Origin of the sequence: Saccharothrix xinjiangensis (assembly GCF_039527585.1) — a bacterium.
Taxonomy (GTDB): domain Bacteria; phylum Actinomycetota; class Actinomycetes; order Mycobacteriales; family Pseudonocardiaceae; genus Actinosynnema; species Actinosynnema xinjiangensis.
The window spans coordinates 126,670-146,639 of sequence record NZ_BAAAKE010000027.1 but is presented as its reverse complement, the minus strand read 5'-3'; the positions used below and the strand labels follow the sequence as shown (position 1 = coordinate 146,639).

Here is a 19,970-nt window from a genome sequence, read left to right as displayed (position 1 = left end):
CGCCGAACTCGGCTTCCCGGCCGGGCAGGCCCGGCACCGGGCCGTGGCCGCGTACGCGGCGTACGTCGGCTGGACGCAGCTGCGGCGGGCCACCCCGGCGGCACTGCCGGAGATCGCCGACGACCCCGACGCCCTCGCCCACCTCGTGGAGCACCACGTGCCGACGTCCCCGGCCGTCACACCACCCTGATCACGACCGCCGCCGACCCGCTCGATCCGGCCGCGCCGGACGCCCCCTGCGGCGAGTGCTCCCCGGCGTGCGGGGGTTCGCTCGCCGGTCTGCGCCCGCACGCCCGGTGCGACGGCCCCGTGCGCAGTCCATTGTGGACGTCCCGTGTCACGGCGAGGGCCGCTCGTCTCCGGGAGTCCCGCGGCATTGGCTCCCGCGGCACGATGGCCGCAGGTCCGCGTGCCGGCGGGGCGCCGGCAGCCGAGGAACGCGGGGGCCGGGACCTCGTGCGGTCCCGGCCCCCGCGGTCATCCCCGCACGGCGTGGCGCGTCACCGGCAGCTGAGGTTGTACTCCGGGGTCCAGCCGTCGGCCAGGCCGTTGCCGTGGCCCTTCCACCAGCGGATACCGTCGTTGTCGATCGGGCCGGCGGTGATGCGGTAGCCGGCGCCCACGGTCAGCGTGTAGAGCGAGGGGGAGCCGAGGCCGGGGCCCTGCCTGACCCAGGTGTTGGCGAGGACGATGGGCACCTGGCCGACGTGGCAGGAGGCCTGGATCGTCACGGGCGACGCCGCGGGGTCGAGCGGCTGGGCGGCCGCGGTCGCGGTCGGGAGCAGCGCGGTCGTGAAAGCCACCGCCGCGGAGGCGATGACGCCGCCGGCGACGCGACGCATCCGGGTTGCGCGCGAACCTGTCATCTCATCTCTCCATCTCTGTCACCTCGAACGGCGGTCAACGTAACGGGCGCCGTCAAGGGGGACAAAGGGCTCCGAAGGGATGCGATTCGGTGGGTGAGGGGGAGGACCGGGCCGGTGTCGGCACGGCCCGGACGGGCCTTCTGCGGCATCACCGAGATCGCCGGCGCGCTCGGGCTGAACCGCCCACTCGCCACCGCGTGGCGCCAGAGGCGCAGCCACGCGGCGCCCGAACCGGACGCCGAGCTGTCCTCCGGCCCGATCCGGCCGGCGAGACGATCGAGCCGTGGATCGACGACGTGCGCGACCGGCGCGGCACCTCGACGGCCCCGCTCGAACCGGCGACGGCGCTGCGGATCTGCCGCCGAACCCTTCGGTTGGCCGCACTGGTGCTCGACGGCAGCGGTGCGTGCGGCCGTCGGGGCGGGCGCCTCCTGCCGCGGAACGCGTCCGGAACAGGTGGCGGGCACCGTGCCGGTCGATCGGCGAGGAACCCGCGCACCACCACCGCCGGGCCATGCGCCCGCCCCGATCGCGGCCGGGGCGCCCGGCGGGACCCACCCCGCCGGGCGCCCCGCGGCGCTCAGCCGACCGGGAAGTAGCCGTGCGCCTCACCCGAGGTCGCGCCGGTGGCCGTGCGGGTGGTGATGCGGATGGACGAGCCCCACTGCCCCTGGGTGTGGGTGTGGCGGGCCGTGCCGTCGGGGCCCACGGGGACCACCACCTGGTTGGTCCAGTCGAAGGCGAGGACGGCCTCGGTGCTGCCCGGCAGGGTCGGTGTCACCACGATCTCGAACGGCTGACCGGGGGCGACGCCCGGCGGGAACTGCGGGCTGGCGACCTGCGGGAGCCACCGGCGCACGGTGATGTGGTAGTACGTGTCGTCGGTGGTCAGCCCATTCGCACCGACGCCCCGCACGCGGACGTAGTACGACTGCGGGCTCATCGGGGTGATCTGCACCGTCGCGGCGCCGTCGACCGCGGCGACCTCCTGCTCCTCGCCGTAGGCCAGGGCGTACCGGAACGCGGTGACGCCGGGGCGGGGCGAGGTGAAGGTGAAGGCGCCGGGAATGCCGGGGCCGCCCGCCTCCTGGTCGCGCGGGTAGTCGGTGCTGGCGACGGTCGGCGCGCCGCTGTCGGAGAAGAGCTCGGTCTCCGCCTCGGCCGAGGCGACGCCCGCGGCGTTGCGGGTGACCGCGTGCACCGCGTGCCACCCGACCAGGTCGGTGGTGAAGGTGGTGCGGAGCGTGCCGTCGGCGCCGAGCGGCACGGTGGTGGGCTCGCCGCTCCCGATCCGGTACGTGACGCTGACGGCCCCGGTCTGGGCGGCACGCACGGACAGCTCGACCGGCAGCCCGGCGACCTGGTCGTACGGGGTCAGCTCGATCTCCGGCGCGACGCCGTCGACGCGGATCTCGGCGGAGGAGACGGCCGACTTCCGCCCCGCGGCGTCGGTGGTCCACCCGGTGATCACCGGGCTCGGCAACGTGACGGCCGGCAGGGTGATCGTGGTCGGGCCGGCCGGGTCGACGGGCGCGGTGGTCTCCGGTCCGCCGTCCACCGAGTAGGTGAAGGTCACCGCGTTCGGCTGCCGGGCGAGCAGCAGGACGTCGACCGGGAACCCGACCTCCGGGTACCGCTCCGCCCAGATGCCGGGCGCGGTCTCGTGGACGTGGAACTCGTAGTGGGTGGAGGCCGAGTGGTTGCCCGCGCGGTCGACGGCGCGCACCACCAGTTGGGTCCGCCCGAAGCCCGTCGGCGTGTAGGTGACCGTGACCGGCGCGCCGGGCGACTCGACCGGGACGGTCTCCTGGCGGATGCCGTCGCCCCAGCTGTAGGCGACGACGTCGGCGGCGCCCGGTGCGCTGAACGTCAGCTCGCCGGGCACGCCCTGGTGGCTCTTCGCCGGGTCGGTGACCGTCGGGAAGTCGTCCGAGGCGACCACGGGCGAACCCGGTGCGGTGTAGTCGGTGGTGAACCGGCAGGTCGGCGACCACGCCGAGGCGTCCATGCCGTCCTCGCCGCGCACGGCGAACTCGTAGGTGCGGCCGTCGGCGAGGGTGTCGGGCAGGCGCGTGGCCGCCGGGGAGCCGCTGTGGGCGGTGGTGACGACCTCCGTGCGCTCGCCGGGCGCGTCCTGCGGCCACCACGCGAACCGGGCCTCGGGGTCGCCGACGAACCGGTCGGGGTCGGTGACGGAGGCGGCCAACCGGGTTCCGTCCCAGGACCGGACCACCCACAGCGGGGTGTCCCCGCACGGCTTGCCGGACACGGTCAGCCCGGTCGGCGCGTCGGGGGTCGTGTTGTACTGGACGAACAGCCGCAGTTGGCCGTAGCGCCTGCCGTAAGCCGGGTCGCCCTGGTGCTGCTCGGTGATGCGCAGGGCCACGGTCAGCCGCCCGCTCGCGACCGCCTGCTGCACGGCCTGGCCCGCGTCCCACTCGACGTAGTCCCACTGGCAGCCGTGGCCGGTGCCGCCGGGAAGCTTCGTCTTCTCCCGGGGCTGGCGGACCCAGGTGGGGTCGCCGGTCTGCCTGGTCACCCACAGCTCGGTGGAGCGCGGCTTGGCGCAGTCGTTGACGTGCGCCTCGGCCCCCGCGATGGAGGCGCCGACGACGCGCTTGCCCGCGAACCGGGTGAGGTCGAAGGTGAAGTACGACTTGGCGGTGTGCTTCTTGCCGCGGTCGTCGAGCCAGGAGCCGACGACGGCGTCGCCGGTGGTGATCGTGTCGTTCGGGCGCCGCGAGTCCGTGGTCGCCCACGCCGCGACCGGCGCCGTCGCGTTCGACGGCTGTTGCGCCGCCTGGGCGGGCGCGGCGGTGGCGACCACCCCGGTGGTGACCACCGCCAGGGCGACCGCCACGCGGGCGGCCTTGATCAGCACAGCTCTCATCTGTTCCCCCCTGTTGAGCCTTGACCCGGGTCAATGATGATCGCGGCGGCGCCCTCGCGCGGGCGAACGGCCCCGGATCGGCCAATGCGCCCAAACCGGTTCCGGCGGAACGGCCCAGCGCCGGTCGTCGTCGACGTGTCCGTCGTCGCCGGGTTGGGCATGATCGGCGGAGCGGCGTTTCCGACGGGGACCACAGGAGGCACGATGACCGGGACCGACCAGGACGCGGGCGCACGGCGCGATCTCGGCACCGGGCTGTGGGTCGGCTGCACCGACAGCCGGGTGGTGCGGGCGACCGCCGGCGCCGGGTTCGACTGGGCGTGCGTCGACGAGCAGCACGGTGGCGCCGCCGGCGGGCGGGACAACACCGACCTGATCTCCGCGGTGCGCGCGGCGGGCGTCCCGGCCTTCGTCCGCGTCGCCTGGAACCGGCCCGAGCTGATCGGCCGGGCCCTGGACAGCGGCGCCGACGGGGTCGTCGTCCCCATGGTCGACGGCGTCGAGCAGGCGCGGGCGGCTGCCGCGGCGGCGCGGTACGCCCCACGGGGCACCCGCAGCTTCGGACCGGTCCGGTCCGTCGACGCGGTGGCGGTCGCGGCGCCGGAGCGGGCCGACGCGGAGGTGCTGTGCCTGGTGATGGTCGAGACGGCGCGCGGGCTGGCGGCGGTCGACGACATCGCGGCCGTGGACGGGGTGGACGGCGTCTTCGTCGGCCCGTTCGACCTGTCGCTGGCGCTGGGGCTGGACGTGGCCGCGTTGGTGGCCGACGGTGGTGCGGACGCGCCGCTCCGGCGGGTGGTTCGCGCCTGTCGGGCCAACGGCGTCCTGGCGGGTGCGTACGCGGGGTCGGTGGAGCGGGCCGCCCTCCTCCGGGCCTCGGGCTTCACGATGATCGCCGCGGTCGACGACCTGACGATGATCGCCCGCAGCGCGGGTGAGGCCGCTGCCGCGGCGAAGGCGCGTTGATCGGGAGGCCGGCCCGTCGCCCAGGGGTTCGGCGCGGCGGGGGGCGGGTGCGGTGTCAGGTGCGGGTCGGGTGCGGTGTCAGGTGTTGGTCAGGCCGGTTATGGACAACGGGTTCGGCTTCTCCGCCCGGTCGGTCGGCGGTTACATGGCGTGAGGTGACGGGAGTGGTCCCGGTCGGGGGCGGGAACCACTCGGATCGAGAAGAGAACCCATGGTGATTTCCACTGCCGCCGCGCTCCCCCGCCTGGTCGTGGTCGGCGCCACCGGCGCGCTCGGCTCCGCCCTGCTGGAGCTGGTCGGCGAGAAGTCCTTCGCCCACCGCGAGTTGGTGCTGTGCGCCTCGCCCCGCTCGATCGGCCGACGGGTCGTCGTGGGCGGCGCGCCGCACCGGGTGCGGCACGCGTCGGCGGACGAGGTGGAGTTCACCCGCGGGGACCTGGTCTTCCTCTGCGCGGGTGAGGAGGTCAGCCGCGGCTGGGCGAAGGCGGCCTGCGCGGGCGGCGCGCTGGTGATCGACCTCAGCGGGGCCTTCCACCGCGACCGGGACGTCCCGCTGATCGTGCCCGAGGTCAACGGCCACCTGCTCGACCGCCGCCCCGTCGACGGCCTGATCGCCAGTCCCAGCCCGATGGCGGCGGCGCTGACCCGGCTGCTGCACCGCTTGCAGGAGCACTACGGCGTCCGCCAGGTGGTGCTGAGCACCTACCAGGCCGCCACCCACCTCGGCCGCCAGGGCGTCGAGGAGCTGCTGGAGGGCGCGGAGCTGGCGTTGCAGGACCCGGATGCCGAGCTGCCCGCCCACAGCGCGCCCTTCCCGCTGGCGTTCAACGTGGTGCCGGCGGTCGGCGGGGTGCTGCACAACCGCTTCACCGCCGAGGAGCAGCGACTGGCCGGTGAGACCCGCCGGCTGCTGGACCGGCCGTGGCTGAACGTCACGGCCACCTGCGTCCACGTGCCGGTGGTCAGCGGCGATTCCGCCGCGGTGCTCGTGGAGGCCGAGTCGCCGGTGCCGCGCGGGGACCTCGTGTCGCTGCTGGCGTCGTTGCCCCGCGTGCGCGTGTACGACGCCGCGCCGCCGGAGAGCGCGGGGCCGACCCCGCTGACCGCGGCCGACCCGGACGTGGTGCACGTGGGTCGGGTGCGGGTCACGCCGCACGACCCGCGCGCCGTGTGGTTGTGGATCACCTTCGACAGCCTCCGCGCGGCGGCGGCGCTCAACGCGCTGGACATCGCCCGCCTGGCGCTCGCCCTCACCGCGCGGCGGTCCGGCCGGACCGGCTGAGGCCCCCGCGCCCGTCACCCCCCGGCCGCTGATGGCCGGGGGGTGACGGGCGCGGGGGAGCGGGAGCGGGGTCGCTCGTCAGCAGAGGACCGCCGGGCCGCCCAGCAGGGCGCTGTCCCACCTGTCGTCGTTCCCGGAGCTCGACGAGCCCCGGGCACCCAATCCCGCGCAGAGCGCCAGGACGCGCTCCGCGCCGAGGACTGCCGCGGTGAGGACGAGACCGGCCAGCTCGCGGAAGGGCCGCTGCCGAAGGTGTGTCATCTCATCTCCAGTGATACCCGGGTGGTGTGATGCCGAAGTACCTGGTGGTGTGATGCCGAAGTGCCCGGCACGCCTCAAAGGTTCTCAGCGATCGCGCTCAACTTCGAGGGACGACCGGTGTCCTATGGTGGAGTGGCCACAAGTGGAAACCGGATGAAGTGGATGCCGCGCCCAGGGGGAGACAGGACCGTTGGACGAGCAGCCGTTATTGGACGATGTTGTCATGGACGCCTACCAGGCCGGGGTGCGGGCCGGTGTCTTCCTCGACGAGGAGATCGCCGAGGAGCTCGACCTGGAGCTGCCCAGGGTGGCCGAGGCCCGCAAGCGGTTGCAGGAGCTGCGGCTCCTCAGCGACGTCGCCGACGGGTGTCCGGCCGTCCCGCTCGACCCGGAGATCGTCGAGGCCGAACTCGTCTCCAGCCTGGAGATCTCGATCTCCCGCCAGCGCCGCCAGGTCTCCCGGATCCACCGCCAGCTGCGTTCCCTCGCCGCCGTCTACCGCTCGACCGAGCACCACCCTCGGGAGAACGCGCTGATCCGCGTGCTGGACAGCGCGGCGGACGTGCAGCGCGAGCTCGACCTCGCCCGGCACCGCTGCGCCAAGGAGCGGATGGCGCTGCAACCCGGTGGCGGCCGCGCGGCCCACCTGCTCCAGCAGGACCTCGTCCACACGCAGGAGCTGCTGCGCCGCGGCGTGCGCATCCGGACGCTCTACCAGCACACGGCCCGGTCGAGCATGGCGACCCGGTCCTACGCCAAGCGGGTCGGCGAGGCGGGCGGCGAGATCCGCACCGCGGAGGAGCTGTCCGAGCGGCTGATCATCTACGACCGCCGCATCGCGTTCGTGCCCAAGGAGCGCCGCGGGCAGGAGGCGCCCGGGGCGGCGGTGGTCACCGACCCGACGCTCGTGGCCTACCTGTGCCGCTCCTTCGAGGCCGCCTGGCAGGTCGGCCAGCCCTTCCCCGAACCGGACCAGGCCGAGGACGTCCAGGACGTGGGCTCCGAGCTGCGCGCCTCGATCCTGCGGTTGATGGGCATGGGGCTCAAGGACGAGGTCATCGCGCGCCGCCTGGGCATGGCCACCCGCACCTGCCGCCGGTACATCTCGACCCTGATGGAGGAGCTCGGGGCCGGCAGCCGCTTCCAGGCCGGGCTGCTGGTGGGCCGCCGCGAGGCGTCGGCCGAGGCGGAGGGCGCCGCGCACCGGTCGTGACCCCCGGGGCCTGGCAGGGGTGAAAGGCCAGGTCAGTCGCCGTTCGACCGCCGTGTGGCGGCCGAACGGCGACTGACGGCCGCCCGCTGTCCACTTCCGGCCGATCCTCCTGCTGACATCCGCCATCCCTCGAACAGCGCCCGCCATCCGTGCGAGCTTGACGGCACGAGATCGCCGAGCCGGTGGGACGCCGGCTCCTGGGAGCGGTCCCGCACGTCGCCGGCCCCGCCCGGGGCGCCGGGTGGCGTGCCCATCCCGCGCAGAGGAGAACCGATGGCAGACCTGATCGGTCTGGAAGAGGCCGAGCGCCTGGACGTCGATTCGGTCCACGACCTCCACCGCCGGTACATCAACAAGAGCCAGGTCCGGCTGATGACCTCGTTCGGCTTCGGCCGGGAACTGGTCGAACGCGCCGAGGGCGCCTACCTGTGGACCAGCGACGGGCGCCGCATCCTCGACTTCACCGGCGGCGTCGGCGTGCTCAACCACGGCCACAACCACCCCCGCATCCTCGCCGCCCGCCGCCGGTTCCAGGAGCAGCGGCGGATGGAGGTGCACAAGACCTACTTCTCGCCCTACCTCGCCGCGCTCGGCCACAACCTGGCGCAACTGCTGCCGGGCGACCTGAACCGCTCGTTCCTGCCCAACTCCGGCGCCGAGGCGGTGGAGGGCGCGGTCAAGCTGGCCTACAAGTACCACCAGGGCAAGCGCAACACGATCCTGCGCTCCGACATCAGCTTCCACGGCAAGCTGCTCGGCTCCGGCGGCCTGACCGGCAGCACGCAGAACCACTTCGCGTTCCCCACGATCCCGGGCATCCGCACCTTCGCCTACGGCGACCTGGACTCGGTGCGCCAGGCGCTGGCCGAGGCGCGGGACGCGAACGGGCGCAGCGACGTGTACGCGCTGCTGATCGAGCCGTTCAGCGCCTCCACGATCCGCTGGTGCTCGGAGGAGTTCCTGCGCGGGCTGCGGGAGCTGTGCACCGCCGAGGACATCGTGCTGATCTTCGACGAGATCTACACCGGGTGGGGCAAGACCGGCAGCCTGTTCTACTTCACCCGCCACGAGGGCCTCGTGCCCGACGTGGTGACGACGTCGAAGTCGTTCGGCGGCGGCAAGTCGTCCATCTCGGCGTACGTGGCGCGCGAGCCGATCTTCCGGCGCGCCTACGACAACATGACGGACGCGATGGTGCAGTCCACGTCGACCACGTACTACGGCTTCGGCGAGGAGGCGGCGACCGCCATCGAGGCCATCGCGGTCGCCGTGGAGGAGGACTTCCCGGCGCGGGCGCGGGTGATCGAGGAGGTGTTGCGGCCGGGCCTGGAGCGCATCCAGAAGACCTACCCCGACCTCATCTCGGAGGTGGCCGGCGCCGGTGCGCTGCACGGGGTCTTCCTGTCGGGCGGGCCGAAGGTCCTCGACCTGGTGGGCAAGCTGCCCGTGGGCGGGCCGGCCAAGGACCCGCTCATCCGCACCAAGATCATCACCGCGGCGGTGATCGACGCCCTCTACCGCGAGCACGACATCTACACCTACAACACCCTCAACGGCCGCAGCCCGCTGGTGGTCGCGCCGCCGCTGGTGGCCGGGGTGGAGGAGTGCGAGCGCTTCCTCGACGCCTTCGAGGCCGTGCTGGAGCAGGGGATGAACCGGCTCGTGGGGCGCTTCGTGCGAGAGCGGGTGAGCTCGCTGTGGTGAACGCGAACCGACCCGACGACGCGCGCGGCGCCGCCTCCCCGACGACGCTGCCGGCCCGGATCGCGGTCACCGGCGCGGCCGGCGTGCTCGGCTCCCAGCTGGTGAGCAGGCTGCGGGCGGAGGGCGTGGAGGTGCGCGCCTTCGACCTGCGGCCGATCGAGCCCGGCCCCGGCCTGGTGCCGTTCACCGGCGACATCCGCGACCGGAGGGCCGTGGCCGAGGCGGTGGCCGGCGCCGACGCCCTGGTGCACTGCGCCTCCGCGCTGCCCAGCTACCCGGCGGCCGACATCCGCTCGATCGTCGTGGAGGGCACCGGCACCGTGCTGGAGGCCGCCCGCGCCGCCCGCGTCCCGCGGGTGCTGCACGTGTCGTCCACCGCGGTCTACGGCCTGCCGAAGCTGGTGCCCACCCCCGAGGACCACCCGCGCGAGCCGGTGGACACCTACAGCGGCGCCAAGGCGGAGGCCGAGGTCATCGCCGAACGGCACCGGGCCGAGGGGGTGCTGCTGCCCGTGCTGCGGCCCAAGACCTTCCTCGGCCCCGGCCGGATGGGCCTGTTCGACATGCTCTACCAGTGGGCCGAGGAGGGCCGCAACTTCCCCGTCCTGGGCCGCGGCGACGTGCGCATCCAGATGCTGGCGCTCTCCGACCTGGTGGACGCGGTGCACACCGTGCTGACCGCGCCGGCCGACCGCGTCAACGACACGTTCAACGTGGGCGCGGCCGAGTTCGGCACGCTGCGCGAGGACTTCCAGGTCGTGCTGGACGCGGCCGGGCACGGCAAGCGCGTCAAGTCCGTCCCCGGCCGCCCGGCGGTGGCCGTGCTGCGCGCCCTGGAGCGCACCGGCATGTCCCCGGTCTACGGGCGGCTGCTGTTCAAGCTGCTCGCCGACTCCTACGTCAGCGTGGACAAGATCCGGGAGCGGCTCGGCTTCGTGCCGAAGTTCTCCAACCAGGAGGCCATCCTCCAGACCTACGCGTGGTGGCGCGAGGCGCGGGCCGCGGCGGGCGGCGCCCCGACCGCCGGTCGCGCGACCGGCCGGACGAGCCAGGAGCCCTGGAAGCAGGGCGCCCTGAAGCTGGCCAAGGTCTTCTTCTGACCGGCTGCCCCCGAGGTGGCCGGCGCCGACGCCGGCCACCTCGCCCCGGCACGCCCGAACCCGTCACGCCCTGATCCCGTTGAGCCGAAGGAGGCGACACAGGCATGCCCACGACCAACCCGGCCGTCTTCTGGCGGCCGTCATCCACCGGGCCGTCGGCCGCCGCCGGGCCGGGAGGACCGCGGCCCGGCGAACCGGGGCCCGGCGAACCGGTGGGTGACGGCCAAGGCCGAACGGCCGACGACACCGGTGCGCCGGGAGGACGGCGCTGGTGCCTGGGCACCACACTGGTCGTGGCGGCCACCGCCGCCTGGGCCGCCTTCCTCCTCCTCCACGTGGCGCTGACCGGCCGCTGGTGGGTGTGGTTCCTGGTCGAGGCCGTGCCCCCGGTGGCGTTCGCCGTGGTGCCCGCCCTGCTCCTGGCCGTCGTGTGGTGGGCCCGCCCGGTCCGCCGCCGGCTCACCCCCGTCCTGGTCGTGCTGCTGCTGGCCGGCGGGTACCTCGCCGGCGTCGGCCCCGGGTGGCGCGGCGACACCCGACCCGCCGGGCCGGGCGACGCGGAGGTGTCGATCGTCTCCTGGAACACCGACTACTGGGAGATGGACGACGACCCGGAGGCGTTCTACGCGTTCCTGCGGGAGAAGGACGCCGACGTCTACCTCCTCCAGGAGTACCTGCACTGGGAGGGCGAGGGCCCGGTCCTCATCGACAGCCTGGCCCGGCTGCGCGCCGAGTTCCCCGGCTACGAGGCCGTGGTGGAGGGGGAGCTGCTCACCCTCTCCCGGCTGCCGGTGGCCGCCGTCCACTCCCGCGAGGCGCCGGCGACCGACAACGCCTGGTACTGGCAGGGCGGCAAGGCGCAGCGCACCGACCTGCTGGTCGGCCCCGGCCGGGTGCTGTCGGTCTACAACGTCCACTTCCCGGTGCCCTTCCGGGTCGGCGACAACCCGTTGACCAGCCGGTTCTGGAACTTCCTGGCCAAGCAGCACGACTGGTGGACGCGCGAGGCGGACGCGCTGCGGTCGGACCTCGCGGCCAACCCGAACACCGCCGTGGTGGCCGGGGACTTCAACTCGCCCTGGCTGGGGAGCCTGCTCCGGCTCGGCGACGGCACCGCCGCGCACTCACCCGGACCCGGCCCGCTGCCCGCCTTCTCCTGGCCGCTGGCCGACTACCCGGTGCCCCGCGCCTGGCGGCTGGACTGGCTGTTCACCACCGGCGAGGCGGCCGTGCCGGAGTACCGGTTCACCGACAGCGCCGGCTTCTCCGACCACGCCGCCCAGGAGTTCACCCTCGTCGTCCGCGACGCCGACCGGCCGGCGCCCGACGGCGGCTGACCGTTCCCGACGGCGGCTGACCCCCCGCACCACCCCCGGCGCACCCCGCCCGCACCACCGGGCCCGGGGCCGCGCCACCCCGGCACGCCCACGTCCTGCCCCGATCACCAGCACCGCCCGGGCGCCGTCCGCGCCCGGCACGCCACCGAGAGGGATCTCACCATGCGCATACCGGACAGGTTCGACGTCACGGTGATGTTGGACTACTACGCGCCTTACGTTTCCGGCCTCACCGAGGCCGCCCGGATCACCGCCGAGGGCCTCGTCGCCCGCGGCTGGAAGATCGCCGTGGTCTGCGCCCGGCACGACCGCTCCCTGCCGGCCCACGAGGTGATCAACGGCGTGCACGTCTTCCGCGCGCCGGTCCTCGCCCACGTCAGCCGCGGCTTCATCGCGCCCCACCTGCCGGTGCTCGCCTCGCGCCTGGCCGCCCGCTCCGACCTCCTCCACATGCACCTGCCCAACCCCGAGGCCGCGTTCGTCGCCGCGCTGCGCCGCAAGACCCCGCTGGTGGTGACCTACCACATCGACACCTTCCTGCCGGACAGCCCGGTCAACCGGTTCGGGATGCGCGTGGTGGACGCCTCCTGCGCCGCCGCGATCCGCCGCGCCGACCTCGTCATCACCAACAGCGAGGACCAGGCGCGCGGCTCCCGGATCTGGCCGGTGATCCGGCGCCGGGCGCTGCGCCCCATCGCCTCACCCTGCGTGGACCGCAACGGCGGCAGCCCGACCATGCGCGAGGGCGACGGCCTGCACATCGGCTTCATGGGCCGCATCACCGTCGACAAGGGCATCGAGTACCTGATCCGCGCGTTCCGCGGCATCGACGACCCCGCCGCGCGACTGCTGATCGCGGGCGACTACACCACCGTCGCCGGCGGCAGCAACATCGCGCAGCTGCGCGAGGAAGCCGGGAACGACCCGCGGATCCGCTTCACCGGGCTGCTGCGCGGCGAGCGGGTGCGCGACTTCTACGCCTCGATCGACGTCTTCGCCCTGCCCTCGATCTCCGAGTCCTTCGGCATCGTGCAGGTCGAGGCGATGATGGCGGGCAAGCCGTCGGTCACCACCAACCTGCCCGGCTCCCGCTACCCGGTGGAGGCGACGGGCTTCGGCCGCCTGGTGGAGCCCCGCGACCCGGTGGCCCTGCGGGAGGCGCTGCTGGAGATGGCGGCGCTGCCGCCCGAGGACCGGCAGGTCGGGCAGGAGGCCGCGACCAAGCTGTTCGGCGGGGAGACCTTCCTCGACGCGCACGAGGAGGCCTACCGCGCCATCCTGAACGGGGCGCGGCCGTGACCACGCCCCCGCCGCCGGTGCTCCGGCCCTACCGCGTCGGGGGACAGGCGCTGCCCCCGCTGGACGAGGCCGTCCACATCGTCACCCGGATCGACCCGCGCGCCGAGCCACGCGGGTCCCGGCTGCCGGCCTGGCTGGCGCTGCTGCGGCCCCGCCAGTGGGTGAAGAACGCCTTCGTGCCGATCGCGCCCCTCGCCGTGGACCCGGCCGCCGTGGTCCGCCACCCCTGGCTGCTCGCCGCCGCGCTGCTCGCGTTCGTCGCCGCGTCCAGCGCGGTCTACGTGCTCAACGACTGGCTGGACCGGGACCGCGACCGGCTCCACGCCACCAAGCGGCACCGGCCGATCGCCAGCGGGCGCGTCGGCCCGGCCAGGGCGCTGCTGCTGGGCGTCGGCTGCCTGGCCGCGCTCGGCGCGGCGGCCGTGGCGCTGCCGCCGGCCGCCCGCCTGGCCGTGGCCGCCTACCTCGTGCTGAACCTGCTGTACTGCCTGGTGCTCAAGCACCACGCGCTGGTGGACATCAGCGTGGTGGCCTTCGGGTTCGTGCTGCGCGCGGCGGCCGGCTGCCTGGCCGTGGCCGCGCCGTTCAGCCCCACCCTGATCGTGTGCGTCTACTGCGTCTGCCTGCTGCTGTCGCTGGGCAAGCGCCGGCACGAGCTGGCCGCGGTCACCCTGGCCGGCGAGGCCGCGGCCACCCGCCCCGCGCTGGCGGGCTACTCCGTGCCGCTGCTGGACCAGCTGATGGCGGTGCTGGTCGGCTCCACGCTGATCAGCTACCTGCTGTACCTGCTCGAACCCGGCCGCCCCGGCGGCGCCCTGCTCGCGGTGCTCACCCTGCCCTTCGCGGTGTTCGCGCTGGCCCGCTACCTCCAGCTGGTGACGGTGGACCGGAGCGGCGGCGAGCCGGGGCGGGACGTGCTGCGCGACCTGCCGCTGCTGATCAACGCCGCGCTGTGGCTGGTGTGCCTGGCCGCCGGCCGGCTGTTCTGAGGTGATCCCGATGTCGTCCGCGCCGGCCACCCCGACCGTCTCCGTCATCATCCCCAACTACAACTACGCGCGCACGCTGCGCCAGTGCCTGCAAGCCGTGCTCGACCAGACCTACCCGGCCATCGAGGTCGTGGTCGTGGACGACGGCAGCACCGACGCCTCGCCGGACATCGCCGCAGAGTTCCCCTGCACCCTCGTGCGCACCGCCAACACCGGCGTCTCCGCGGCCCGCAACACCGGCGTGCGGCACAGCACCGGCGGGATCCTGTTCTTCCTCGACTCCGACATCGCCCTCGCGCCGCAGGCGGTGGACCGGGCCGTCCGGCTGCTGACGTCCGACCCCCGGATCGGTTTCGTCGGCGGCATCTACGACAAGGAGCCGCTGATCGACGACGGCCCGGTGGAGCGGTACAAGGTGCTCCACGGCCACTTCTGGCGGGTGCGCAACTCCGGCGAGACCCGGCTGTGCAACTTCTCCCTCGGCGCGATGCGCCGCGAGACCTACGATCGGGCCGGCCCGCTGGACACCAGCCTGCGGGCCACAGAGGACGTCGAGTACGGCGCGCGGCTGGCGGCGACCTCCACCGTGCTGATCGACGCCGCGATCCTGGGCCGCCACGACGACGACGACCGGCTCGGCGTGCTGCTGGGCAAGCAGTACCACCGCTCGGTGCCGCTGGTGGCGCTGTTCGCCGGCCGGCGGCGGTCCCGGCCGCGGTTGACCGACACCGCCTACCGGCCGCGGGCCGTCGCCGGCACCGGGCTGGTCCTGGCGAGCCTCGCCGGCGCCGCGCTGTGGCCGGCGGCGGGCGCGGTGGCGGCGCTGGCCGGGGTGGCGCTGTTCGTCGTGGAGGAACGGCGGCTGCTCCGGTTCCTGCGCACCTCGGCGGGGCTGCGGCAGTTCCCGCTGATGGCGGGGCTCCACCTGCTGATGAACGCCACCACCGGCGCCGCCGCCCTGGTCGGCGCGGCCCGCTGGGCGTGCTCCCCGTCGTTCCGGCGGCTCTACGAGAACGGGGGCCGCGCGTGAGCGCCACCACCGACGTGCCCGCCGCACCGGTGCGGCGGGCACGCGCCCGGGCCGTCGGGTCGGCGCTCGGCGCGTTCCTGCGCCGCCCCGGGGTGCGCCGCGCCACCACCGCCCTGGTCGTGCTGCTGTGCGCCGGGTTCCTGGCGCGGTCGCTGGCCGCCGACCGCGAGGCCGCGGGCGCCGCGCTGGCGCGCCTCGGCCCGTGGCTGCTGCCCGCCCTCGCCGCCGCGGTGGTCGGGCTGTGGCTCACCGCGCTGTCCTGGCGGGAGCCGTTGCAGGCCCTGTCCCGGCCGCTGGGGCGGGTGGCGGCGGTGCGGCTGTTCGCCGCCGGCAGCCTGGGCAAGTACGTGCCGGGCGTGATGTGGTCGATCGTCCTGCAAACCCGGCTGGCGGCGTCCTCGGGGATCACGGTCTTCCACTTCACCGCGACCTTCGGGCTCTACGCCGCCGTCTCGCTGTCCACCGGCGCGGCGCTGGGCCTGCCCACGCTGCTGCGCTACGCCCACGGCGCCTGGACGGCGCTGGCCGCGGCGGCCCTGGCCCTGGTGGCGCTGCTGGCGATGCCGTGGCTGCTGGCGGCGGCGGTGCGGCTGGTGCGCCGGGTGCCGGCGCTGGCGCGGCGCCTGGTCGAGGTGCCGGCGGACGTGCTGCGCCGCTCGGTGTGGCTGTGCGCGGTGTCCTGGTCGGTGACGGGGCTGCACCTGTGGCTGCTGGTCGTCGCGCTGGGCGCCGACCCGGCGGCGGCGCTGCTGCCGTGCCTGGGCGGTTTCGCGCTGGCGACGTCCCTGGCGAGCCTGGTCGTGGTGGTGCCGGACGGCATCGGCGTGCGGGAGGCGCTGCTGGCCGTCTCGCTGGCCTCGCTGCTGCCCGCGCCGGAAGCGGTCGCCGCGGCGGCGGCCAGTCGGCTCGTGCTCGCCGCCGCCGACGTGCTCGCCTTCGCCTACGGTAGCTTCACCGCCCGCCACCGTACCCTCGACCCAGCGTGACCAGACCGGCCGACCAGACCCCGGACCACCGGACCACCGGACCACCGATGAGAGGAAGCTCCATGCTCACCACCGCCTACGGCGACGCGGTCTTGGCTCGACTGCGCGACACCCGGGTGGCGCTCGGCACCATGTACTTCGGCACCACCACGGACGAGGCCACGTCCCGGGCGATCCTGGACCGGTTCGCCGAGCGCGGCGGCCGGCTGATCGACACCGCCAACTGCTACGCGTTCTGGGCGCCGGGCGGCACCGGCGAGGAGTCCGAGCAGGTGATCGGCCGCTGGCTCGCGGACACCGGGTCGCGCGAGGAGATGCTGCTGACCACCAAGGTCGGCTGCCTGCCCGACCCGCTCGACGGACCGTTCCCGGAGTCCGCCGAAGGACTCGACCCGGCCGTCATCCGCAAGCAGTTCGAGCTGAGCGCCCAGCGGCTCGGCACCGATCGCATCGACGTCTACCTCACCCACGCCGACGACCCGAAGACCCCGCTGGCCGAGACCGCCCAGGCGCTGTCCGACCTGGTGCGCGACGGCCGCGTCGGCGTGGTCGGCGCGAGCAACTCGGCGCCCGAGCGGCTGCGCGAGGCCACCGACCTGGCCGCGGCGGACGCGATCGCCGCCCCGAGGGTGCTCCAGGTGCGGCACTCCTACCTGTGGCCCGACCCGGCGGCCGACATCCGCCCGCAGCGCCCGCTCGACCGGGAGATGGTGGCGCACGCGCAGGAGCACGGCATCGTCCTCCAGGGCTACTCGCCGCTGCTCCAGGGCGCGCTGACCCGGCCGGACAAGGAGCTGTCGCCGGAGTACCGCAGCGAGGACAACGAGCGCCGCCTGGCGCACCTGCGGGACCTGGCCGAGCGGCTCGGCGTCACCGCCAACCAACTCGCCCTGGCCTGGATGGCGGGCGGCGAGGTCCCGGTGATGCCGGTGCTGGGCGTGAGCAGCGTGGCACAACTGGACGAGGCCCTGGACGGCCTGGAGTTCGAACTCCCGGCCGAGGCCCGCGCGGACCTCGACGCCCAGGCACCCCTCAGCGCCACCTCGGCCTGAGTCGCCGCGGGCGTGGGCGCGGTGCTCGGCTTCCGGGCCGAGCACCGCGTGGTGTCCGCAGTCCCGGTCGGTCACGGGTGGCGATCGGCTGTTCCGGCGAACACCCCACCGGGAGAGGCGCTGGAACCCGATGACGCCATTGCAATCCTCCCCTGTTCCGGTGGTGCGCGATCGTGGGTAGGTTGGGGTTTCCTCGGCGTGCGGCCACCGACCGGATGACCGGCTCCGGGTGGCGCCGAGCGGACAGGGGAGGCCCTCCGGGTGAAGATCATCGCGTTGTCCTGCACGCAGAAGCGGCTCCCGTCGTTGACCGACGCGCTCCTCGACGCCGCGATCACCGGCCTCGTCCGGGAGGTCGGTGACGCGGAGGTCCGGCGCATCCGGTTGATCGACCACCGCATCTCCATGTGCGAGGGCGAGGACACCTGCCTCGACCCCGACGTGGGCCGGTGCACGATCGATGACGACTTCACGCACGTCGTCGGGTTGGCGGAGGGCGCCCAGGCGATGCTGTTGGCCATGCCGGTCTACGCGGGGAACGTGCCGGCGGTGTTGAAGATCTTCCAGGAGCGCTTGAAGAGCTTCATGAACGCCGAACAGCGCCCGTTCGGCAACCTGCTGGTGGGCACGATCGTGCACTCGCGCACGATGCTCACCGAGCCCGCGCTGGCCTCCCTGTTCCCGTGGTACCTGCGCCTGCGCAACAAGAACGTGGCCTCCGCGTGCTTCACGCAGGCCGGCCACCAGGACCTGACCCGCACCGCGGCGGTCGACCTGTGCGCGGCCGTCGGCCGGCAACTCGGCATGACGCTCGACGGCGGCCGGTCGCCGGCCGACGGCCGCGCGGCACTGCCGCTGGTTCAGCCGGCCAGGCCGCGCTGCGGTGACCCGGCCGCGTCCTCCTCCGGGGCGTGAGGGACCTCCGCGCGCCAGGTGCACCCGTCGCCCGCCTGCTCGCACGACACCTTCACGTCCGGCTCCACGTAGCGGGCGGCGATGGAGGTGTTGAGCTCCTGGCAGTACTGGCACGGTGACGAGAACGTCAGCACGACGCCGGCGCGGGCGGCCCGCTTGCGGTACCGGAGGATCCCGCAGTCGGCGTTGCGCAGGACGGTGCCCGAGGGCCGCGGCTCGCTGGTCACCGCCGAGTCGTACAGCAGCAGCTGGCGCTCCAACCTGGTCATGAAGTGGTCGGTGGCGGACACGCCGGCGGGTCGCTGCGCCCGCAGCAGCTCCGCGGTGATGCGGGAGTTCGCCCGGATCCACGCGGCCAGGCCTTCTTCGCCGTGCTCGCCCAGGACGAACTCCTCCGCCGCCGCCTGGGCCTCGAAGAACCGCTGGCGCCACAGGTCGACCTTCTCGGCCGGGTCGAGGGGAGGCGGCTCACCGCTCATGGTCCGCATCCTCTTCCGCGGCGCCGTCCAGCTCGGCGAAGACCTCCTGGGCGACGCGCAACCCGTTGTTGGCGACCGGCCAGCCACCGTAGTAGGCGAGCTGGATGATGACCTCGACGACCTTCTCCCGCGACATCCCGAGGTGCAGGGCGGCGCCGATGTGGCCGCGCAGCTCCCAATCGGTCCGCGCCAGCGCGACCGCGGTCAGCGCGACGAGCTCGCGCTCCTCGACGCTCAGGTGCGGGCGGCTCCAGATCTCCCCGAACAGGTGGTCGACGGTGAGCTGGAGGAACTCCGGGTGGGAACCCGGGCGCGGTTCGCGGCCGAAGACCTGCCGGAACACCGCCTCACCCCGCTCACGTCGGGCAGCAGGCTGATTCATCGATCAACTCCTTCGCGTTGGCCGAGCGGTTGTCAACGTCCACGACGCCACGAAGGCGACGACCAGCAGCGCCGCGCCGCTGCCGAAGGCGGCCGGCACGCCCACCCGCTCGGCGACGACCCCGACGACGACCGGTCCGACCACGGCGCCGACGTCGGTGCACATCGAGAACACGGCGACGCCGCTGCCGGCCCGACCGGCGACGACGTCGCCAACCAGCGCGACCGGCGCGGCGTTGAGCAGCGCCGATCCCGCCGCGTACAGGCAGAGCAGGACGACGAGCCAGGCGTAACCGTCCACGAACACCATGGCCGTGATCGCCGCCGCGGCCACCCCGGTGCCGGCGACCATGGCGGGCGGGCGCCCGGCCCGGTCGACGAACCGGCCGGCCGGCACGATCAGCAGCGCCTGGACGACGGCGGACGCGGTGAACGCCCACCCGACCCACGTCACGTCGTGCCGCCACGCCACCACCACCGCCGGGACCAGCGCGCCGCGCAGTCCGAACAGGACCCAGCCCTGCGCCAGCGCCGCGAGGCACGCCACCCGGTAGCGCCGGTCCCGCAGCAGGACCGGCAGCCGCACCACGTCGCGGCCGGGCTCCGCGCCGGCGGTCCGGCCGGTGCGGAGCACCGCCGACGTCAGTGCCGCCGCACCCAGCAGCAGCACCGCGTAGGCCAGGAACGGCGCGGACAGGGCGATGAGCGCGAGGAGCCCGCCCAGCGCCGGTCCGCAGATCCCGCCGAGCAGGAAGCCCGCTTCGAACACGGCGCCGGCCCGACCCCGCTGGTCCGCCGGCGCGACCGCCAGGAGCGTCGTCAGCGCGGACACCGAGAACAGCACCGAGCCGACGCCGCCGAGGCCGCGGAACACGAGCAGCTGCCCGTAGGACCCGGCGAACGCCATCAGGGCCGAGGAGACCGCGCACAGCAGCAGCCCGACGACCAGGACCCGCCGCTCACCGAAGCGGGCCCCGAGCCGGCCGCAGAACGGACCGGCGGCCAGCCGCGTCAGCGCGAACAGGGCGACGAGCGCCCCGACCTGGGCGGGTCCGGCGCCGAAGGTCGCCGCGTACACCGGGAGCACCGGGAGGATCAGCCCCAGGCCCAGCATGACGCAGCCACCGACGACGCCGAGGACGTAGACCTCGCGGGGGAGGCCCGGCTGGGCGGCGGCAACGGGTGGGACGCTGCCGGGGCCGGCCGTGGTCACTGCCCGG

18 protein-coding genes and 1 pseudogene are annotated in these 19,970 nt (G+C 74.3%); 13 read left to right on the top strand and 6 right to left on the bottom strand.

Going from position 1 to position 19,970, the window contains the following annotated elements:
- Nucleotides 1-190, top strand: a pseudogene (locus ABD223_RS35600) (hypothetical protein); the annotation flags it as partial.
- Between the two features lie 310 nt (nucleotides 191-500).
- On the opposite strand, the gene ABD223_RS35595 reads toward ABD223_RS35600, so the two are convergent.
- Together ABD223_RS35595 and ABD223_RS35590 are read right to left on the bottom strand one after the other, a co-directional pair.
- A complete protein-coding gene (locus tag ABD223_RS35595) occupies nucleotides 501-866 on the bottom strand; it encodes a hypothetical protein (protein ID WP_344041192.1) in 366 nt (121 codons plus the stop codon).
- Nucleotides 867-1,446: 580 nt separating this feature from the next.
- Nucleotides 1,447-3,756, bottom strand: a complete 2,310-nt coding sequence (locus ABD223_RS35590; protein ID WP_344041190.1) for a hypothetical protein — start codon at nucleotides 3,754-3,756, stop codon at nucleotides 1,447-1,449.
- Between the two features lie 204 nt (nucleotides 3,757-3,960).
- On the opposite strand from ABD223_RS35590, the gene ABD223_RS35585 reads away from it, so the two are divergent.
- Nucleotides 3,961-4,722, top strand: a complete 762-nt coding sequence (locus ABD223_RS35585) for an HpcH/HpaI aldolase family protein (protein WP_344041188.1) — start codon at nucleotides 3,961-3,963, stop codon at nucleotides 4,720-4,722.
- Between the two features lie 211 nt (nucleotides 4,723-4,933).
- A complete protein-coding gene (locus tag ABD223_RS35580; RefSeq protein ID WP_344041186.1) occupies nucleotides 4,934-6,004 on the top strand; it encodes an aspartate-semialdehyde dehydrogenase in 1,071 nt (356 codons plus the stop codon).
- Nucleotides 6,005-6,082: 78 nt separating this feature from the next.
- Here ABD223_RS35580 and ABD223_RS35575 read toward each other — a convergent pair whose 3' ends face one another.
- The gene (locus tag ABD223_RS35575; RefSeq protein ID WP_344041184.1) at nucleotides 6,083-6,265 is read right to left on the bottom strand and encodes a hypothetical protein; all 183 of its coding nucleotides are present in this window, start codon (nucleotides 6,263-6,265) and stop codon (nucleotides 6,083-6,085) included.
- A 223-nt stretch (nucleotides 6,266-6,488) separates the two neighbouring features.
- Here ABD223_RS35575 and ABD223_RS35570 point away from each other — a divergent pair, with 223 nt between their 5' ends.
- From ABD223_RS35570 to ABD223_RS35525, 10 genes are all read left to right on the top strand, one after another.
- Nucleotides 6,489-7,478, top strand: a complete 990-nt coding sequence (locus tag ABD223_RS35570; protein ID WP_344041182.1) for a hypothetical protein — start codon at nucleotides 6,489-6,491, stop codon at nucleotides 7,476-7,478.
- A 273-nt stretch (nucleotides 7,479-7,751) separates the two neighbouring features.
- Nucleotides 7,752-9,182 carry an aspartate aminotransferase family protein gene (locus ABD223_RS35565; RefSeq protein ID WP_344041180.1) on the top strand — a complete coding sequence of 477 codons (1,431 nt, stop codon included), beginning with the start codon at nucleotides 7,752-7,754 and terminating at the stop codon, nucleotides 9,180-9,182.
- The gene (locus ABD223_RS35560; protein ID WP_344041178.1) at nucleotides 9,179-10,282 is read left to right on the top strand and encodes an NAD-dependent epimerase/dehydratase family protein; all 1,104 of its coding nucleotides are present in this window, start codon (nucleotides 9,179-9,181) and stop codon (nucleotides 10,280-10,282) included. Before ABD223_RS35565 ends, ABD223_RS35560 begins: the two co-directional genes overlap by 4 nt.
- Nucleotides 10,283-10,386: 104 nt before the next feature.
- Complete coding sequence (locus ABD223_RS35555) at nucleotides 10,387-11,619, top strand: endonuclease/exonuclease/phosphatase family protein (protein ID WP_344041176.1); 1,233 nt, start codon at nucleotides 10,387-10,389, stop codon at nucleotides 11,617-11,619.
- 162 nt (nucleotides 11,620-11,781) lie between these two features.
- The gene (locus ABD223_RS35550; protein ID WP_344041174.1) at nucleotides 11,782-12,918 is read left to right on the top strand and encodes a glycosyltransferase family 4 protein; all 1,137 of its coding nucleotides are present in this window, start codon (nucleotides 11,782-11,784) and stop codon (nucleotides 12,916-12,918) included.
- Nucleotides 12,915-13,907, top strand: a complete 993-nt coding sequence (locus ABD223_RS35545) for a UbiA prenyltransferase family protein (protein WP_344041172.1) — start codon at nucleotides 12,915-12,917, stop codon at nucleotides 13,905-13,907. The genes ABD223_RS35550 and ABD223_RS35545 overlap by 4 nt, the downstream gene beginning before the upstream one ends.
- A gap of 10 nt (nucleotides 13,908-13,917) precedes the next feature.
- Entirely contained in the window at nucleotides 13,918-14,937 is a 1,020-nt protein-coding gene (locus ABD223_RS35540; protein WP_344041170.1) for a glycosyltransferase family 2 protein, read from the top strand.
- Nucleotides 14,934-15,923, top strand: a complete 990-nt coding sequence (locus tag ABD223_RS35535; RefSeq protein WP_344041168.1) for a lysylphosphatidylglycerol synthase domain-containing protein — start codon at nucleotides 14,934-14,936, stop codon at nucleotides 15,921-15,923. Before ABD223_RS35540 ends, ABD223_RS35535 begins: the two co-directional genes overlap by 4 nt.
- Nucleotides 15,920-16,975, top strand: coding sequence for an aldo/keto reductase (locus tag ABD223_RS35530; protein ID WP_344041166.1), 1,056 nt, complete (start codon nucleotides 15,920-15,922; stop codon nucleotides 16,973-16,975). The genes ABD223_RS35535 and ABD223_RS35530 overlap by 4 nt, the downstream gene beginning before the upstream one ends.
- A gap of 261 nt (nucleotides 16,976-17,236) precedes the next feature.
- On the top strand, nucleotides 17,237-17,890 hold the full coding sequence (locus tag ABD223_RS35525; protein ID WP_344041164.1) for a flavodoxin family protein: 654 nt from the start codon (nucleotides 17,237-17,239) through the stop codon (nucleotides 17,888-17,890).
- Here ABD223_RS35525 and ABD223_RS35520 read toward each other — a convergent pair.
- From ABD223_RS35520 to ABD223_RS35510, 3 genes are read right to left on the bottom strand one after another with little or no spacing between them, the layout of a single operon-like run.
- A complete protein-coding gene (locus ABD223_RS35520) occupies nucleotides 17,836-18,369 on the bottom strand; it encodes a hypothetical protein (protein WP_344041162.1) in 534 nt (177 codons plus the stop codon). The two genes, ABD223_RS35525 and ABD223_RS35520, sit on opposite strands and share 55 nt — an antisense overlap.
- Nucleotides 18,359-18,751, bottom strand: coding sequence for a carboxymuconolactone decarboxylase family protein (locus tag ABD223_RS35515; RefSeq protein WP_344041160.1), 393 nt, complete (start codon nucleotides 18,749-18,751; stop codon nucleotides 18,359-18,361). The genes ABD223_RS35520 and ABD223_RS35515 overlap by 11 nt, the downstream gene beginning before the upstream one ends.
- 3 nt (nucleotides 18,752-18,754) lie before the next feature.
- Nucleotides 18,755-19,963, bottom strand: coding sequence for an MFS transporter (locus ABD223_RS35510; protein WP_344041158.1), 1,209 nt, complete (start codon nucleotides 19,961-19,963; stop codon nucleotides 18,755-18,757).
- Between the last annotated feature and the right edge of the window lie 7 nt (nucleotides 19,964-19,970).

What these genes read in the sequence shown, in the direction of transcription:
- ABD223_RS35585 (WP_344041188.1), top strand. Translation starts at nt 3,961, where the DNA reads ATGACCGGGACCGACCAGGACGCGGGCGCACGGCGCGATCTCGGCACC.
- ABD223_RS35565 (WP_344041180.1), top strand. Translation starts at nt 7,752, where the DNA reads ATGGCAGACCTGATCGGTCTGGAAGAGGCCGAGCGCCTGGACGTCGAT.
- ABD223_RS35570 (WP_344041182.1), top strand. Translation starts at nt 6,489, where the DNA reads ATGGACGCCTACCAGGCCGGGGTGCGGGCCGGTGTCTTCCTCGACGAG.
- ABD223_RS35590 (WP_344041190.1), bottom strand. Translation starts at nt 3,756, where the DNA reads ATGAGAGCTGTGCTGATCAAGGCCGCCCGCGTGGCGGTCGCCCTGGCG.
- ABD223_RS35515 (WP_344041160.1), bottom strand. Translation starts at nt 18,751, where the DNA reads ATGAATCAGCCTGCTGCCCGACGTGAGCGGGGTGAGGCGGTGTTCCGG.
- ABD223_RS35555 (WP_344041176.1), top strand. Translation starts at nt 10,387, where the DNA reads ATGCCCACGACCAACCCGGCCGTCTTCTGGCGGCCGTCATCCACCGGG.
- ABD223_RS35520 (WP_344041162.1), bottom strand. Translation starts at nt 18,369, where the DNA reads ATGAGCGGTGAGCCGCCTCCCCTCGACCCGGCCGAGAAGGTCGACCTG.
- ABD223_RS35575 (WP_344041184.1), bottom strand. Translation starts at nt 6,265, where the DNA reads ATGACACACCTTCGGCAGCGGCCCTTCCGCGAGCTGGCCGGTCTCGTC.
- ABD223_RS35540 (WP_344041170.1), top strand. Translation starts at nt 13,918, where the DNA reads ATGTCGTCCGCGCCGGCCACCCCGACCGTCTCCGTCATCATCCCCAAC.
- ABD223_RS35595 (WP_344041192.1), bottom strand. Translation starts at nt 866, where the DNA reads ATGACAGGTTCGCGCGCAACCCGGATGCGTCGCGTCGCCGGCGGCGTC.
- ABD223_RS35550 (WP_344041174.1), top strand. Translation starts at nt 11,782, where the DNA reads ATGCGCATACCGGACAGGTTCGACGTCACGGTGATGTTGGACTACTAC.
- ABD223_RS35580 (WP_344041186.1), top strand. Translation starts at nt 4,934, where the DNA reads ATGGTGATTTCCACTGCCGCCGCGCTCCCCCGCCTGGTCGTGGTCGGC.